Source organism: Rhizobium sp. LjRoot98, from assembly GCF_964252935.1.
In the GTDB taxonomy this organism is placed as follows: Bacteria; Pseudomonadota; Alphaproteobacteria; order Rhizobiales; family Rhizobiaceae; genus Pararhizobium.
Window position 1 is genome coordinate 657,163 of the sequence record NZ_CAXUPW020000002.1, and the last position, 16,295, is coordinate 673,457.

The 16,295-nt window shown below is 55.9% G+C and carries 15 protein-coding genes; 8 read left to right on the forward strand and 7 right to left on the reverse strand.

Annotated elements, in window-relative coordinates:
• Positions 1-68: 68 nt before the first annotated feature.
• The 5 genes from ACSQ3J_RS11725 to ACSQ3J_RS11745 all read left to right on the forward strand — a co-directional run bounded on the left by ACSQ3J_RS11725 (position 69) and on the right by ACSQ3J_RS11745 (position 3,908).
• The gene (locus ACSQ3J_RS11725) at positions 69-767 is read left to right on the forward strand and encodes a L,D-transpeptidase (RefSeq protein WP_060505641.1); all 699 of its coding nucleotides are present in this window, start codon (positions 69-71) and stop codon (positions 765-767) included.
• 165 nt (positions 768-932) lie between these two features.
• On the forward strand, positions 933-1,985 hold the full coding sequence (locus tag ACSQ3J_RS11730; protein ID WP_436039145.1) for a hypothetical protein: 1,053 nt from the start codon (positions 933-935) through the stop codon (positions 1,983-1,985).
• Between the two features lie 175 nt (positions 1,986-2,160).
• Positions 2,161-3,066, forward strand: coding sequence for a DnaJ C-terminal domain-containing protein (locus ACSQ3J_RS11735; RefSeq protein ID WP_060505469.1), 906 nt, complete (start codon positions 2,161-2,163; stop codon positions 3,064-3,066).
• A 1-nt stretch (position 3,067) separates the two neighbouring features.
• A complete protein-coding gene (locus tag ACSQ3J_RS11740) occupies positions 3,068-3,385 on the forward strand; it encodes a chaperone modulator CbpM (protein ID WP_060505468.1) in 318 nt (105 codons plus the stop codon).
• A 76-nt stretch (positions 3,386-3,461) separates the two neighbouring features.
• Entirely contained in the window at positions 3,462-3,908 is a 447-nt protein-coding gene (locus ACSQ3J_RS11745; protein ID WP_082512231.1) for a VOC family protein, read from the forward strand.
• A gap of 560 nt (positions 3,909-4,468) precedes the next feature.
• On the opposite strand, the gene ACSQ3J_RS11750 is transcribed toward ACSQ3J_RS11745, so the two are convergent.
• A complete protein-coding gene (locus ACSQ3J_RS11750) occupies positions 4,469-5,278 on the reverse strand; it encodes a hypothetical protein (RefSeq protein WP_436039147.1) in 810 nt (269 codons plus the stop codon).
• Between the two features lies 1 nt (position 5,279).
• Between ACSQ3J_RS11750 and ACSQ3J_RS11755 the strand changes: the two genes are divergently transcribed.
• A protein-coding gene (locus ACSQ3J_RS11755; RefSeq protein ID WP_436039149.1) for an IS3 family transposase occupies positions 5,280-6,499 on the forward strand; the annotation gives its coding sequence in 2 pieces (ribosomal slippage) (positions 5,280-5,622 and positions 5,622-6,499; 1,221 coding nt in all).
• A gap of 1,126 nt (positions 6,500-7,625) precedes the next feature.
• Positions 7,626-8,363, forward strand: coding sequence for a hypothetical protein (locus ACSQ3J_RS11760; protein ID WP_436039151.1), 738 nt, complete (start codon positions 7,626-7,628; stop codon positions 8,361-8,363).
• Positions 8,364-8,449: 86 nt separating this feature from the next.
• Here the strand turns inward: ACSQ3J_RS11760 and ACSQ3J_RS11765 are convergent, their stop codons facing one another.
• From ACSQ3J_RS11765 to ACSQ3J_RS11790, 6 genes are all read right to left on the reverse strand, one after another.
• Positions 8,450-10,345, reverse strand: a complete 1,896-nt coding sequence (locus ACSQ3J_RS11765) for a TniQ family protein (RefSeq protein WP_436039153.1) — start codon at positions 10,343-10,345, stop codon at positions 8,450-8,452.
• A gap of 9 nt (positions 10,346-10,354) precedes the next feature.
• Positions 10,355-11,398 carry an ATP-binding protein gene (locus ACSQ3J_RS11770; protein WP_436039155.1) on the reverse strand — a complete coding sequence of 348 codons (1,044 nt, stop codon included), beginning with the start codon at positions 11,396-11,398 and terminating at the stop codon, positions 10,355-10,357.
• 9 nt (positions 11,399-11,407) lie between these two features.
• Entirely contained in the window at positions 11,408-13,621 is a 2,214-nt protein-coding gene (locus tag ACSQ3J_RS11775; protein ID WP_436039157.1) for a hypothetical protein, read from the reverse strand.
• A 6-nt stretch (positions 13,622-13,627) separates the two neighbouring features.
• Positions 13,628-14,248 carry a hypothetical protein gene (locus ACSQ3J_RS11780; RefSeq protein WP_436039159.1) on the reverse strand — a complete coding sequence of 207 codons (621 nt, stop codon included), beginning with the start codon at positions 14,246-14,248 and terminating at the stop codon, positions 13,628-13,630.
• A gap of 14 nt (positions 14,249-14,262) precedes the next feature.
• Positions 14,263-14,478, reverse strand: coding sequence for a hypothetical protein (locus tag ACSQ3J_RS11785; protein WP_436039161.1), 216 nt, complete (start codon positions 14,476-14,478; stop codon positions 14,263-14,265).
• A gap of 812 nt (positions 14,479-15,290) precedes the next feature.
• Entirely contained in the window at positions 15,291-16,031 is a 741-nt protein-coding gene (locus tag ACSQ3J_RS11790) for a hypothetical protein (RefSeq protein ID WP_436039163.1), read from the reverse strand.
• A 21-nt stretch (positions 16,032-16,052) separates the two neighbouring features.
• Here ACSQ3J_RS11790 and ACSQ3J_RS11795 point away from each other — a divergent pair, with 21 nt between their 5' ends.
• Positions 16,053-16,244: a hypothetical protein gene (locus ACSQ3J_RS11795; RefSeq protein ID WP_436039165.1), complete on the forward strand. Its 192-nt coding sequence runs from the start codon at positions 16,053-16,055 to the stop codon at positions 16,242-16,244.
• Positions 16,245-16,295: the final 51 nt, after the last annotated feature.

The following is a 16,295-nucleotide window of genomic DNA, read 5'->3' on the forward strand; positions in this document are numbered from 1 at the left end:
GCGAGCGTGATGGCTGCTTCATCCAGATGAACGGGACGATATTGCAGACCAGCGAATTGATGGGGCTCATGACGACCGATCACAGTTTTTCCCGCCGCGGTTTTCTCGGCGTTCTTGCGGCGGGCACACTTGCCGGCTGTACCACATCGATGCCGGGTGGCCGTTCTGCGCCGACCCCGGCACGGATAACCCGCCCGATCGGCCCACCATCGGATGCCGAATTGCAGGTGATGTATGGCCCCGTCGAGGATGGCGGCTATCTCATTCCGGCCGTTCCTTACCAGCAGATCGATCCGAAATTTTACCGGCAGCGTGTCTCCGATCCGACTGGCCAGGCGCCGGGAACGGTCGTTGTCGATACGCCATCGCGTCTTCTCTATGTCGTCGAGCCGGGCGGAACCGCAATGCGCTACGGCGTCGGCATCGGCCGTGACGGCTTTGCATGGCAGGGTGACGGCATCATTCACTGGCGCCAGCCCTGGCCGCGCTGGAAGCCACCGAACGAGATGGTGGCGCGCACACCGAGCCTTGCCAAATACTCGATCGCCAATGGTGGCATGGAGCCGGGTCTGAAAAATCCGCTGGGCGCGCGCGCGCTCTATATCTTCCAGAACGGCGAAGATACGCTCTACCGTCTGCACGGCAATCCGGAATGGAAGTCGATCGGCAAGGCCGTTTCGTCCGGCTGCGTACGGCTGATGAACCAGGACGTCATCGATCTCTACAAGCGCGTTCCGGCAAAGGCAAAGATCGTCGTCTGGCAGTAACCTTTGGGAGGCAGGTGCAAACTGCACCTGCCTCCCGCAAGCTGCAGCGCGAATATTAACCGGACGCTAACCTCGATGTCCGATTCTTCGATGATCGGGCAGACATTGTTCTGATTTGATACGCTCGACAAAACTTTGGCACGATTTCCAGCGATAGACGCTTTCATGATTTCTCTGCATGCCCTTCATAACGCCTCGACGCGCATTCGCTCCGCCCGCACGGTTGTGTCGCGGACGCTGGCAGCGCTTGCTCTTGGCGTTGCACTATCGGGTTGCATGGCGCTTGATGATCTCTCCGAGGCACCGCCAAAACTGTCGGGCAAGATGATCGCGGAAATGTCGAAGAAGGGCATGAAGCCGGAAAGCCCGGTTCTGGTGCGCATCTTCAAGCAGGAAAGCGAGCTGGAAGTGTGGAAGGTCAACAAGACGGGCGCCTATGCCCTGTTGAAGACCTACCCAATCTGCCGCTGGTCCGGGGAGCTCGGGCCAAAGACGAAGGTCGGCGACCGCCACGCGCCGGAAGGTTTTTATCATGTCTCGGCAGGCATGCTGAACCCGAACTCGCAGTTCTATGTCTCCTTCAATCTCGGTTATCCCAACAAGCTGGAATCGGCGCTTGGCTATACCGGCGAGGCGCTGATGGTGCACGGCGCCTGCTCGTCGTCCGGCTGCTATGCGATGACCGACCAGGGGGTCGGCGAAATCTATGCGATCGTCCAGAGGGCGCTGGCGGGCGGGCAGGAGAAATTCCAGGTCCAGGCCTATCCTTTCCGCATGACGGCACAGAACATGGCGACGCATCGCGGCGATCCGAACATGCCGTTCTGGCGCACGATCAAGGAAGGCTACGACGCCTTCGAGGTAACGCGCCGCCAGCCGAAGGTGTCGGTCTGCGAGCGCCGCTACGTCTTCAACAAGGAATTCGAAGGCGGCGAGCCGACTGACGCGCTGGCTGCCTGCCCCCCGGTTGTCAACCAGCTCGAGCCGCAGGCCATGGCCCGGATCGAGGCGGAGGAGCGCAAGCTCGATACAGCGATCACCGGCTCCATTCCCACAAGCTCGACCCTCAGCGCCTATTCCGATGGCGGCATGCATCCGAGTTTTCGCGCCTTGTTGAAGGCGCAGGGACCGAAGAAACTGGCAGCCAGCATTTCCGGCACCCAATACCCGATCAGCCGCCCTGATGCTGCCCTCGCGGATCCTTTTGACGGGCGATAACATCTTCGATCTGTAACGCGGCGGGTGGGCGCCCGTGGTCTCGGCGGTTTATCCTGGCCAAGCTGCCCGGTTCTGCTATTCCACTCTCCAGTGCCATTTGGCGCATTCCAAATGCTTGCTCTCGCACGCAGATGGCCTATCTTCACAGTCACGACAATGCTTCGGCGGGAGCCACATGGCCAACGATCCCTACAAAACCCTCGGCGTGGCGAAAACCGCGACGCAGAAAGAAATCCAGAGCGCCTATCGCAAGCTTGCCAAAAAGCTGCACCCGGACCTCAATCCCGGCGACAAAAGCGCCGAAGATCGTTTCAAGACGGTCTCGGAGGCTTATTCGGTGCTGGGCGACGAGGACAAGCGGGCCCGTTTCGACAAGGGCGAGATCGACGGCGCGGGAACCGAACAGGCGCCGCGAAACTATTACCGCGAATATGCCGGCGCTCCGGGCAACGATGCGCGTTACCAGAACAGCAGCGGATTTTCCGACTTTACCGATACCGACGATATTTTCTCCAGCTTCTTTTCACGGCGGGGACCGATGCGCGCCAAGGGCAGGGATCTGCAGTTCTCCATGGAAGTGAACTTCCTCGATGCGGTCAACGGTTCGAAGGAGAAGATCACGCTGCCGGACGGAACCGTGCTCGACCTGCAGGTGCCGCCTGGCACCCAGGAGGGCCAGACGCTCAGGCTGCGCGGCAAGGGCGATCCGGGCTCTGGCGGCGGCCCAGCCGGCGATGCGCTGATCGAAATCCATGTCCGGCCGCATCCGTTCTTCACCCGCGATGGCGACGATATCCGCATCGACATGCCGATTTCGCTGCGCGAGGCAATCCTTGGCGGCAAGGTCAACGTCCCGACGATTTCCGGCAGCGTCGTGCTGACTTTGCCGCCGCATTCCAATAGCGGCAAGACGCTGCGGCTGAAAGGCAAGGGCGTTGCCAAGCGCGGCGGCGGCAACGGCGACCAGTACATTACCCTCAAGATCATGCTGCCGGAGACTGCCGATCCCGAACTGACGGCTTTCGCCTCCAGTTGGGGAGCGGGCCAAGCCCACAATCCTCGAAAAGCCTGGGGAGATTGACATGGACCATCTGGAGTATTGCGAGCGTCTCAGCATCGTTTCCTCCACACTGACATTATGGATCGACCGTCAATGGATCATTCCGGAACTGACCGAGCAGGTCGAGGCGTTTCACGATGCAGACCTGGCGCGGGGGCTGCTGATCCTTGATCTCTCAGAAAGCATGGGCGTCAACCAGGATGGGATCGACGTGATCATGGCGCTGGTCGATCAGGTGCACGGCCTGCGCGCCAAACTGCACGCGTTGACCGATGCAGTTCGCGAGCAGGACGCCGATATTGCCGAGCGCGTGGTAAAGAAGCTCGAGGGCATGCGATAACAGGCGAACGCGTACCTGATCTCCGACTGGCGGGCTTGCCTTGCCACGACACCAATCTGACGGGAGGGTTTTTCCGATGCGGCACACCTATAGCCTCGACCATTTTGCCCTTCTGGTCCGCGACCTTCCTCGCAGTATCGCTTTCTACACCCATATCCTCGGCTTCACCCCGATCGAGCGAGCCGGCAGCGCCAATGTCGCGTGGCTGACCATCGGCGGCCTCGACACGATCCATTTGATTGAGGGCGATTTTGGCGCGACGCATCTCACCAAGGACACGCATTTCGCGCTACGCATCGAAGACTTCGACGCCTTTGTTGCTGATATCACCGCCAAGGGTGTGACATTCTACGACTGGCCCGGAAACACCGGCCAGATCGGCATCCGCCGCGACGGTTTCCGGCAGGCCTATGTGCAAGATCCGGACGGGTACTGGATCGAGATCAATGATCATACGCGGGCGGTTGCGGGTGGGCGGGTTACCTCTTCCTTCGCGGGCGATCGCACAAAATCAACATCTTAGCCATAGGTTAAGTGTTGGATGTTGTTGGCGTGCGGCTTGTTCCTTTCCACGAACCTCCCTTCACCTGCAATTTTTAACACTTACTGACAGCTACGACGCTGTAATTACATTCTCTCTCGCCACGTGGAGAGTGAGGGCCAGAAATCTTGGCCGTCTTCGCGTATCTTCTCTGTCACCACAAAATTATGGCCCGAGAAATCTCCCGGGCCATAGATAATCAATCTGTCGAATCCAAGCAAATAATGGCCTGAACGCCGCTCCGCCCCAGGAAATTCACGCCCTCCAGCGGGCCAGTCCAAACAAGTATAGCCGAGTCCAAACATAAGTTGTCCAGTACCCCATACCTAGGAAATCCAAGGTATACTCGGCATAAAAAAAGCCCGGCGATCAGGCCGGGCGAGGGGTTGGTTTAAGCGACTTAGGTTGGCAGGTCGCTTTTCCTGTAGAAGGTGGCTCCAACTTCGAGCCTTGTGAAAGCAGGCTCGACGTTAGCCAGATCGAGATCACGCTTGATTACCCGGATGGCCTTTAGTTGTTCCGAGGCTAGCTGGTGAAGCGATCTATAGCTTTCTGAAAATGCGTCGAGCGTTGCGGCTGAAGACGCGCTGCCGACACCTCTTTACTGGATTGATTGCCTGTTCCGATCCGATCACGCCGCAGTTTGCTAACCGGGTAAACACCTTAATGTTCAAAACTACATATCTTGCAGCTTCTACGGCAGACAAGCCTGGCATCGGTGGCAGCGTCGTGTGCGATGCGACTTCGGTCGGGTCCAACCTGAAAGCGCTGATGCCCGAGGTGGACGGGTCAAGCTTCACAGTGGTCAGTTTGCCTGCGAACAAGAGATCGAGAATCTCGGAGAATTTGCAGCTAGCCCTGTGTGCCGTTTCCGAGAAAGAACTGAGATGGTCACCGTCTTCGAAGTTCGAGGTGACATGCGCCTGCATGCGGGACAAGAGATCGTCGAGATCAAATTTCGAAAACATGGGGCCGAGGCGAAGCTCTCGGCTGCCTTCGATAGCTCGTTTAACATATCCCCGTCTTGTGATCGTACTCCACAGGGTACGCTCGGCGTTGAGATATGCACGCGCTTCACCGTCGGTGAGGTAGCCTCTTGCTTCCGACATAACCCTGTCGACATCTTCAACGGGCATGACCACTCGCCAATCGCTGATCGAATTTGCTGTTTGATCAATAAGGCCCGCAGCTTCGGCAAATTTGCGGGTTGTAACAGGGTGAAACCCATATTGTTTACTGGCAGACTTGATCGTGTGGAAACGCCGATCAGTTACGGGGGTAAAGATGTAATGGCCCCATAAATATCCGGACACGATCTCCCACTTAACAAGTGTGCGAGGTAATGTGCCCATTATGACCAGTCACAGTCCTAAGATAGAAGTCCTGTCCGGCCCTGAGCGCCGCCGTCGCTGGTCGACGACAGAGAAGCTTGCCATCATCCAGGAGACATATGAGCCGGACGCTACGGTGAGCATTGTTGCTCGCCGCTACGGCATCCAGCCGAACCAGTTATTCACCTGGCGTAAGCTTGCCACCCAAGGGGCTCTGACGGCAACTGCTGCCGAGGAAGATGTCGTTCCGGCGTCCGAATATCGTGCCCTTCAGAACCAGGTCAAAGAGTTGCAGCGCCTGCTCGGCAAGAAGACGATGGAAGGCGAGATTCTCAAAGAGGCGCTTGAGATCGCCACAGGCCCAAAAAAACATCTGTTGCGCTCGCTGTCATTGCCGAAGGGAAGTTCCTGATGACGGCTGTGTGCGAGACTTTTGGTGTTGCCCGGTCAAACATGGCTCAGCGTGTGAAACAGCGTCCCTCCAAAGCCCGTGGTCGGCCGCCGCTCGCCGATGATGATCTCGTCGATGAAATCAAAGCGATCATCTCCGAGATGCCGACCTATGGATATCGCCGGGTTCATGCGATCTTACGCCGTAAAGCCCGCAGCGAAAGCCGCCCATGGCCGAACGCCAAACGCGTTTATCGGGTGATGAAGGTGCACGGCCTGCTTCTCCAACGCCATACTGGAGCCATTGATCACCGCCGCCACGATGGTCGCGTTGCAGTCGCTCAGTCGAATTTTCGTTGGTGCTCGGACGGTTTCGAAATCGGCTGCGATAACAAGGAAAAGGTCCGCGTTGCCTTTGCGCTCGACTGCTGTGACCGCGAGGCCATTGCCCATGTCGCCACAACTGAAGGCATCAAGAGCGAAGATGTTCAGGACCTTGTCATAACGGCGGTCGAAAACCGTTTCGGCCGCATCAATATCCTTCCTAAGCCCATCGAATGGCTGACCGACAATGGATCGTGCTTTATTGCGGCAGACACGAAATCGCTGCTGCTGGATATTGGGATGGAGCCTCGCACGACACCGGTCCGCAGCCCTCAGTCCAACGGAATGGCCGAAGCCTTCGTCAAAACCTTTAAGCGCGATTACATCTCGGTCAACCCCATCCCTGACGCCGAAACGGTCATCGCCCAACTGCCATTGTGGTTTGAGCATTACAACACGCTTCACCCTCACAAGGCTTTGGGATATCGATCTCCGCGCGAGTTCTTAAACCGTCAAACAGAAATCTGATCCTGTCCGGTTTTTATGGGGCAACTCCAAAAGATTACAGTACCAGGATCGAAGGGGATGTGCGACAGCGCGACCTCTCTAACGATTTGGCGAAGCTCGTCAGAGCCGTTGTCGTAGCGTTCCTGCATAAGCCAATCGTAGACTCGGCCGTAAAGTACCCGGCCCCCTGCGGCGGACCGTCCTTCCCAGAAATCTTTATGCAGTTCGACCAAGTGCTGTCTGAGTGCCGCTTCACCACCAAAAGAGAATTTGAAGCCTGCCTCTGCGCACGAGAGTGCTTGTTCCGCGAAGTTGTCACGCTGAGGGGCGTGGTACTTCGAGGAATAGCACTGGTGTGTCGGTAAGTGGTTGTTTGTATAATAATATACTACATGATACTAACTGGACAAATGAGCGTGCGTTGCAACGACTGGCATTGCCCTCGTCTTACACTGACGACCAGCCGGGCGATAATCTTGCAGTCAGCAAGACATCCAGATACGCGGGGAACGTGATCAGCCTTTTCGAACGTGTGCGTACCCGCCGGTGCTCGGACGAAAGCGGTCTCGGACAAGGCGTTTCTGCGGTTTGGGATTGGCATTGATCAATTTTAAGAAGGCGGAAAATCCGAACTTGGGCACTTGGCTCATATTGCTGAATTCCTGTGGTCGATTGATCTGAAGTAGCTCCCTCATCCCTGAATGCTTTTTGTTTTGTATGTTGCCCCGGGCAGGGCCAGCCTGCCTGGGACATCTCTTTGAGTTGGCAACTATGGCAACCTGGGTTTCAGCAATCACCGCATCGAAAGCGCGGAGGCCGGTTTTGCTTCAAGTCTGGCCAATATCGAGCGGACTTGCCAGACTTGGCTTCGGTTGTCAGGCGAACGCAATTTATTCCTCACGCTCACCTGCTTTGGATTCGTCCAATCAAAATTGGCCAGGGCATTTCACCGTTGGATTCGACACAATCATTTTTTGCCCCGTGCCCGCAGAAATGCGTCTGGGCTGACGCGAAACTGGGCAGTTGCGGCGACGGCTGACCGCTAGATTGGCGTCTAAATTCCCTTAGATTTGCGTCTGGATTGTAGGCCGCATTTTTGTAGTTTGCAAACCTCGGGATGAAGCTGGTTTTACTTTGAGGAGTAGAGATGCCAGCGACCGATCATCATCCAATCAGGACCAAGCTCATTCGCCGCGACGTAATTGTCGGGCCAGCGGCGGAGCGCCAGCTATTCTTTCGAGCAAACGCCGCGATGGAACGGTTCCGTGTATTCGAAAATCTCTGCGGATTGCTTGATGCGGACGGTCGCCCAACGATCGACGTGTCGTCCCGAGCCGAAGCTATGGAGGCTCCAGCATTCGGCGAGCAAGCCCAAATTGATCGGGCGTTCGAGGGTACGATTTACATCCATTTCGGTGCGCTGCCCATCTATTGCTTGGACAGCAATGCGATGCCGACAGGAGCATACGTCTCCGCGATCCATACCGATCGTAGTGAGGTTGATGGCCAGATTGTCTTCGTAAGCGCGGACACTCCCTGGCAAAAGACTGTCGGGCTCCAACCGCACGAAATCCTGGCCGCCCATGTCGACATAAGGGTCTATGACTATTTCTATGGTGCAAACGCCAACTACGTTTGGAGCACCGATGGGCAAGCAGGTGCGTTCATGAACGCCGAGCAGACTGAAGACCTGATCCCGGTCGTCAGCATCGGCGTAAAGATTGCTGTTGAGATAGCCGCTCTTTCGTTGTCGAAGGAGGCGTCGGGAAATCGAACACTCGACCCGACGAGAGATCAAGGCATCGGTTCAATCGTCGTTTACCCGAGTCCCAGCGAATATTCAGCAGAGGAACGCCTGCCGGAGTTCGGGACGCCTTCGATTTAGATCGGCAAACTGAAGCGCCCACGGCAGTGTGCACCGCTCGAAATGAAGCCGGTCCGCCGATTTTCGGGTAATTCCCAGGCCTGTGCTCAGGCCGCTCTCGCCCTGAGCACGGAGTTCCGCTTTCTCAGTCCCATCAACAAAACTAGATCGGTCCGTTCGAGAAAGGCATCGACCTTCGCCCGTTCATACAGTCGGACATCCTTTTTTGTCTCGACGGGATAGATAGGATGGATGTTTTCAGCGGCCATCGCCTTGACAAGGTTCATCCCAATGATGCCGGTTTGGGTGGAGATCGCTTGAAGGCTGACATGTCTACCGGCAAAGAGCATTAATTCCTGCCTGTTCACCAATACCTTCTTATTGGGTGTGAACGCATCGTGACGTTGATCGCTGTCAAGAAAGCCGTATTTGACAAGATTTTGAATGGCCCTCATGCCGGTCCCGATTTCGCGAGCCGCATCGCTTACCGCGATGAGGCCGGAATCGGGTTTTTCAACAATCACATCGTCCTCATGGACATAAAGGGAGCGCAACCCTTGTTGGCCCTCTACTCGTTGGCACCTGAGATTTGGATCACCCAGACGTTTGAAAACGTCAGTTGGTGGGACGCCAGCCCAAATCCGGCTGGCCATGAGCGGTCGGAAGTTTTCATCGGGAGACGAGACTTTCGGGGCCGCCTCGATCTTGGACAAGGCTTGTTGGAGATCGTCGCGGCGATACCTTGGATATCGCTTCGAGCTGTCGGAATTAAATTCAGCTCCTCGAACAATGCCAGCCGCGCTGAATACACCCAGCATCGGTGTGGTTAGCCGAAGTGATCTTCGAACTGTTCCGGATGTGACCGAGTTCGTGATTTGCGTGAGAACAGTATCCACACTTTCCGTCGAGAAGAGGAGGGAGGCGTAGCGGGTCCGGCCAATGTTCTTGTCGATTGCCCCGTTCTCCAAGAGAAGCCGAGCGAGGGTTTTGGGGTGTACCCCGCTGTGTTGGGATGCGGAGTGGAGTGAGTGAAATCGTCGTTGATCGACGATACGCCCCAGAAATTCCTCACCCGCAGCTAGAGGGATTGTCCGCAGTGCGTCTTCGGTGATCATTTCGATCAGTGGCCGCCATTCTGGGTCGTCCAGGTGTTGGGAAAGCTTCCCGTAAATATGTGCGTACTTGTATTGTTTACTGCCTTGAGACCTACGATCATCTGGGATCTGGGAGGCCCGGTCTGCCAAGTAATCGAGAAACCCGGACTCGCCAGCCGCAAGAATGGCGAATCCTGCCCTGCGGAGCGCACCGGAATCGACCACATTTTCTCGAATTTTCGCTCCGGTGACCAATCGCCCTACCGAAAGGCAGAAGTCGATAACGACGTGGAGCGAGATATGGTCGAGGAAGCTTGGTTCTCGCGCATTGCCGAGAACACGATCGAGCACATAGATTTCAAAAGGCCGGGCCTCTTCGCGTGTCGCGGCTAAGGCTTCCTTGCGGATGGCCTGCGCGTTTTCGCGGACATATGGCGCGAAGTCAGCGGCGTCTCGCCGCTGTTCGGAGTAATCCGACGTAATCAGAGCGCATCCGTGTTCAGGGCACAGTTCGATTGGCTTAAGAAACCAAAAAAACCTTTGATGTGTTCTTGCCTCCAGGGTGCCAATGTTGGCGTCGAGATCAGCGGAAACGCAACATGGGCAATATCTCGGACGACGACGGCAGAGTTCATCGGTAAAAACCTTTTCGCCGTTTACGAACGCGAATCCTTGTTTAGCTTCACGCCGGAACGAGAACGGCTCGTAAACTTCCCGAGGGACTTCCGCCATTGCAAGCACGCGGTCGAACCGGTCTTGCTTCATCACGCGGTAGGTGTCGAGCTTTGATCCAAGTTGGGTAAAGAGTTCGTCGATGGATAAGGCGCAATTATACGCCGCCAGTCTCGATACGAAGCTTTCAGGCGCCTCGTGAGTACGGTAGTCGGGAATCAGGGTGAATTCGGTCATAGCGAAACCTCAGCGAACCTTGGACGTTTTTTTGCGTTTTTTGGCGATATCGGTGAATGCCGTCCCTTCCACGATGCCGCGCGGGATACGCAGCTCTCGCCAGCCGAGCGAGTTGAACATATTGAAATTTTCGCCACGATCGCCGACGAGCAAATTGTACACCGCAGCGAAGTGGTCGATCGTAACGTTGGTGCCCCCCTCAAGGATCACTTCCTCGCAGGCGAGCCTCGTGAACTGGATAACGCTGCCGAACTGATAGTTGGCGGCCTTGAGGAGCTTGTGGGCGAAATCCTCGTCGATCAGTTCGGAATGCTCGAGGCCCGCGTGCTGAGTGATGATCCCGTCGGCGATCGCCATCACAACAGGGAGGTCGTTCTCAGGAAGCAGGCTTTCGAGATCGAACGGCATGGTTCGCGTTCTCAGTTCGTCGTTGCTCTCCCGGAAGGCCAGAAGGTCTCGGGTACCTGAAAGGATGACCTGTACAGGCCATTTGGCATCGATCTGGATCAGTTCCTTTATCGTATCCTGAATTTCCTTGATCTGTTTTTCCGTCCCGGTGCGCAGTGCGTGCTGGAACTCGTCGACGTGGACAAACAATACCCGGCGCTTTTCGAACCAGCGTGTAAGGTGTTCGATCATTTCCGGCACGTTCCCGGGCTTTTCCATCACTGAACCGCACGCCTTGGCGATTTCCCAAAGAATGTAGTTCGGCGCTGCCTTCGGAGGAGCGTCTACCGAGATGTACGGCAACATCTCAAAATCCGGTTCCTCGGGAACGCGATATGGCTGAAAACCAGGCATGTTCTCCATGCTGCGCACCAAGTGAGTCTTCCCCGAACCTGAACTTCCAAGGATTACCAGTCCGGCAAGCTTGGAGTTTTCGGTTTGGGTATTTCGGATCAGTCGTTGATAATAGGTTTTCAACTGCGCATCTCGGGCAGAAGAGATGTGACGCGAGTTCATCACTTTGATACGCTCGACGCGTTCCAGCTCCAACGGATCCATGAAACTGGCAAAACGGGCTTGGGCTTGTTGGCGGGATTGGATTGTCATGCTGTTTCCTTAGAACTTGAGGCTACTTGCGCTGCCGACTTGACTGCGGCGCGAACTGGGCGAGGGGCTTCCGATTGTTGTTGTGGGCTTTGCGCCAACCTTGGGGAAGGCTTGGGCTCTAGCTGTTTCCTGGGCCTCGGCGTAGGCTGAAATCTCAGCGACTGGGTCGTTGAAACCAGCGGCGTCGTCATCGATAAACGCGCTTGGGCGCACTACCGGCGGATCAAGGCTCGCGACATGCTGCGTCGCCTTGATAAGTTTGATGCCAGATCGGTAGATCAAGGCACGCTCGGCCTCCCGTACTTTTTCCGCGGTTAAGTCGCGTAGGCCAAGCGGGTTTCGATAGGCGGCGGCGTCCCCGCTTTCGCGCAGGTCGCGAAGACCTGCATACATAAGATCGAGGGCAACCTCGGATCCCTTCTTGAAGTCACCTCCGATGCGCCTCCAAACCACCAGCCATTCGGCGACACTAATATCGGGCGCAAGCCCGATCTGGTTGTCGGCGATGTACCATTTCCCGTCTCTCAGATACGAGATCGAGGCCATGTCGCGCTTGTTGACACGGATCGGAACCTCGACTTGGCCATCCTGGGCCATCCACATTCTAAGTTCCGGCGAGCTGTAGGGAACGCCAAGGAAACGAAGACCTTCGCCGTCCAAGGTGCGAGTATCGTCCATGCCGAAGATATGACGCAGGATGTCCGGCCCGATGTGGGGTCGCATCTTGTGGGTCTGGGTCTGCCTGATCAGAGAATTGTGGGGCGTCTCTCCACCAAGTCCTTCGTGCGGAGTGTTGTGGTAGACGTCGAGAATTGCCTTGGTGTATTCCTGCTCGAACAGATCCAACGGCAACGACGCGGTCTTGACGGGGTCGTACCCGGCTTTTTCGAGGACATCCTTGAAAGTTCTACCTTGGTAATGACGGACGATGCGGCGATGTGAGCGAAAGCTTGACTCGATATGTCCACGAGCTTCCGGATGATCGGCATTCGGCCTGATATGGGGAATTTCGCATTCCACCAGGACATCGGCGACCTCTTCATTGACGAGGCCACTCCCGTTATCGGTGCAGATCGTTTCGGGCCTACACCTGCCAAACCATGGCGAAAGCGCACCGACATAGGCCGACGTTTCGCTTTTGTCTTGCATCATCATCTGAATGACGTCGATCGTCGCCTGAGCATTTGGGGACATGCAGAAGCGCATGCCGAAAATGTAGCGGGTGGCGATATCCATAGCGACGATAACCCAGACCCTGACCCGGCGGGCTTTTTCCTTCTCGTCGTCCGACAGTGTTTCCCAGATGTGCGCGTACTGAAGCAAAAGCATCAAATCGACGACCTTTTCGTCGATGTCGACCCGTTCCCCAGGCCGGAAAAGCCCGAAACCGCCGCGATCGAACTTGAATTTCCGATCGGCGACCGCCTTCGAGTATCGCTTGCACACTACGTAGTATGCGCCAAGCTCATTGATCAGGCGTCGGAAGACCTTGTATGAGCAGAGTTCCAGCTTGTTTCTGTCGGGCCGCGCAGCGTTTTCATCCCTGATCCGCGCCACAAGGTCTTCATATTTGTCTTTTTTCTTCGGGCGTTGGCTGTGGGCGTACAGGTCAGCCTCTTCACGCCAAATTTTCAGTGACGCTTCATCGTAGTAGTAGACGCGTTTGTTTCCTTGATCCTTGGAAACCAAGGCGGCGGTCTTCCTGCCAGATTGCTGGTAGTTGGCGTAGATCTTGTTAAAGTGGCCGACAGAAATCAGCTTCTTGAAATGCACGGTCTCTCCGGCCAATGCCTTTCGGGTCACTTCGAGTGCCTCCATGGACAGATTGAGCATCTTGGGGCCCAGTTCGTCCACGGTTCTTGGGAGCGGCCCTTTATCCGCGACATATCGCTCATACGCACGGATCAGGTTTTCGAAATACTGTGCCTTAGCGCGTTTGTGTGGCTTGATGTTCCTCCAGGGAATTTCGCGGATCACCTCCGGAATTTTCTTATGGAGAGAGTGATAGCCCTCGTCGATGATGATCTCTCCGAGAAGGTGCCTGCGGGAGAATTCCTGCTCGGTAAATGTCTCACGTCTCGGATCATCGCCTTCGGTTTCCAAGATGATTTCACCAGGATACTCGCGCACCATCCGATAGCGGACATGACCGATCGTGACACGATCGGACGTTGTCACGCGGACAGGGACATAGCTGAAAGGCTTAGGCTGCGGATCGGGCATGGGCTTTCAGCTCCTCGGCACGGACAGGATGATTGACGATAAGTAGGCTGTAGTCGGAAAGCGGTTCGTGCGGGTTCGCGAGGTACAGGACGCCACTGTCGATGAGTGACACGAGAGCCTCACGGCGGTCGGCGATGTTCCGCGCCCCACGATAAAGGGAATACGGGTGACGCGGCCGTTGATGTCCGCAAGCATTGCCAGCGCCTCGCCATAGTCTGCCTGAACAAAGTTCTGGCGAGCTTTGAGAACGGCAAGAGCGTTCGCGGCACGTCCGTCGCTCGCCTTCCCCTCATGAACATAAAGGAGCGAGTAGGGCAGGTTCAGCACGTTCAAGTGGCGGAACAATGCCTTGACCTCATCGCGCTCTGACCAGTGCTTAACGTTGACTGCCGCCATGCGACCATCGTGATAGAACACGAAGTAGTCGAACCGGTGAGAGCTCCCCACGCCGTCGTCGTTGCGATACTCGACCGTAGGCCATTGGGCGCGAATCTCTTTCACGGTCGGGTCCGCCAGAAGAACGAGTGCTACCTTACCCTCAAGACCGCTCCACATTTGAAGATCGGTCTGCTGGCCGAACGCGATCAGGTTGCCGCGATACGAGCCCTTCGACGCCGTCAGATTCATCTTGACGGGTTCGGTCAGACGAACAGCTCCGACCCATCCTGCCGAGTAGCGGTGCTCGGGAGACGAAGTGAGATCTTCGCTATATGGCAGCCCCCGTCCTGCGTATGGAAGCGACCCACCTCGATCTTGTCCGGGCGGGAACTCGGTTCCTGCGGTTCGGGCAACAGGTTCAGTGGAATGCCCGCGCGGAGTTTCTTGATACATTCGTTTGTCAGCTTCGCTTTGCTCATGTCAGATCCCCGAGCCAAAATCTCATCTGTCGGCCCCGGCTTTTCGCCGAGACCCGTATCAAAACGGCACAGGTCAATCGCTACCCACACGTAAAGTGGCGGCAGTTAACCCAGGGTTCCATCGGGAGGGCCTTCCTCGCCGAAAATCCCTTGGATCATGCTTTCCGAAAGCTGAGGTGAATGATCCGTTAAACGGGCCGACCGCCTAAGACATTGGAATAGCGAGGCATTGGCGCCTCAGTGATCCCACTAACCCATGCCCCGCGAGGAATATTGGTTACGAGTTAGAGGCATATGAAGAGGAGGGCGGTGGGTAAGTTGGGATTGTAACAGGCGGAAGAAACGGCATCCGAGAAGCCGATCAGGCGAGTTTCGGACGGGATATGGTCAATCGGCATGGTAAGCATGGCAGTCCCTTGTGAACAAAAATATGCAGTCAGTTCAATGGAAGGGACGAGCCGTCGACCTCAGTCGCGGATAAGCCGTTACTTGAGGTTACTTACGGTTCGCCCGCGAATGTATCTTCAAGTTTATGTTCTGCACAGCAGACGGCCTTTCGTTTCAACTAATCCGGCTTATAATCGGATTTGTGCCGGATAACTACAGTGTGGGCCACTGAGTGTCCCGAAATGTTCCTTAATGGTTAATGACTCCGTGATGCATGGTTGCCGTATTTGAATGCAGCGGCATCCCATGGGAGGGTCGGTTTCGGATAGGTCTAGACAAAAAGTCGGCTGCAAAACCAATCCGATCGCTGTCCAGATTGTCTTTAGCGCCCTAAACGACGGTTATGCTGTCCGAATGAGCCTGCCTTATGCAAACGGGCTAACACGCTGGCTGGTGATCGGTCGAGGAACTTCTCGGTAGTTCGCGTTGGCGGCAGCTGGCCTGAGGTTGTCAGAGGGTATGACAAGCGGCTCCATTTTGGCGTGCCAGACTCGATCGAGCGGGTTGTAGATGCCCGGAAGAGGGTAGCAGCTGTTTATGAGCATGAAGTCTTTGACGTTGAAAGTTGCGATGGCCGCACGGTGGACGAGCGCTGCGGCCGCTATGTGTAGGTCCTGACCGCATTTGACTTTATTGCCATCATGTCGCCTGCTTGAAAGATTGCGCAGTCTTGGATCCCACTCGAGAATTCCCCATACCTCAAAGATGGGAAGGTCTGTTTCGATGATCGGGATTTCACCGGACGTCAGCTTTTGGTACCAGGCACTGAGTTTCACGGCCTTTATTGGGTCGGTAGCGCAGATCCCTGTTATGCCACACTGCAGCTCCATCAAGGCGGCCCCGGGCAGCAACAGGTTGTCAGCTGTTTCCAGAAATTCGATCACCGACGGATGCGGACGAGCTCGGCTCGTCTCGCTCAGAACGCACGTGTCGAGCATAAAGGCCATTGACATATCGCTGCACTCCTTGGTGGCAAAAGCGTGCAGGGCAAAGGTTAAAAATTCGTATAATCGGATTGGGGTTGGCTGGATACAAAGCGGTCGACAGATTGCATGCAAGGTTTTCTCTCTACAAAACTTTTCGCCGGTGATAATGGACTCTTGCACCAAACGTTTCCGATGAGTCTGATGAAGCCCAAGGAAAATATTGTCATCAACGATGAGAACAAGGATCTAAAAGATTTCCTTGTTAAGCTTTGTGCTGCTCGTTCGCTTTCTGTAGACTTGGACGGCGAAACTTTTGTTGTTGAAATCCGCCGCGAACGAGTTTCTGGTGCCGGACGTGAGTTCCTTACTAAAGGTGGGCCCGACACCGACTAATGGGTCTGTCGGACCAAGTTTCTGCTCGGCCGATTTATCTGCCATATTCAG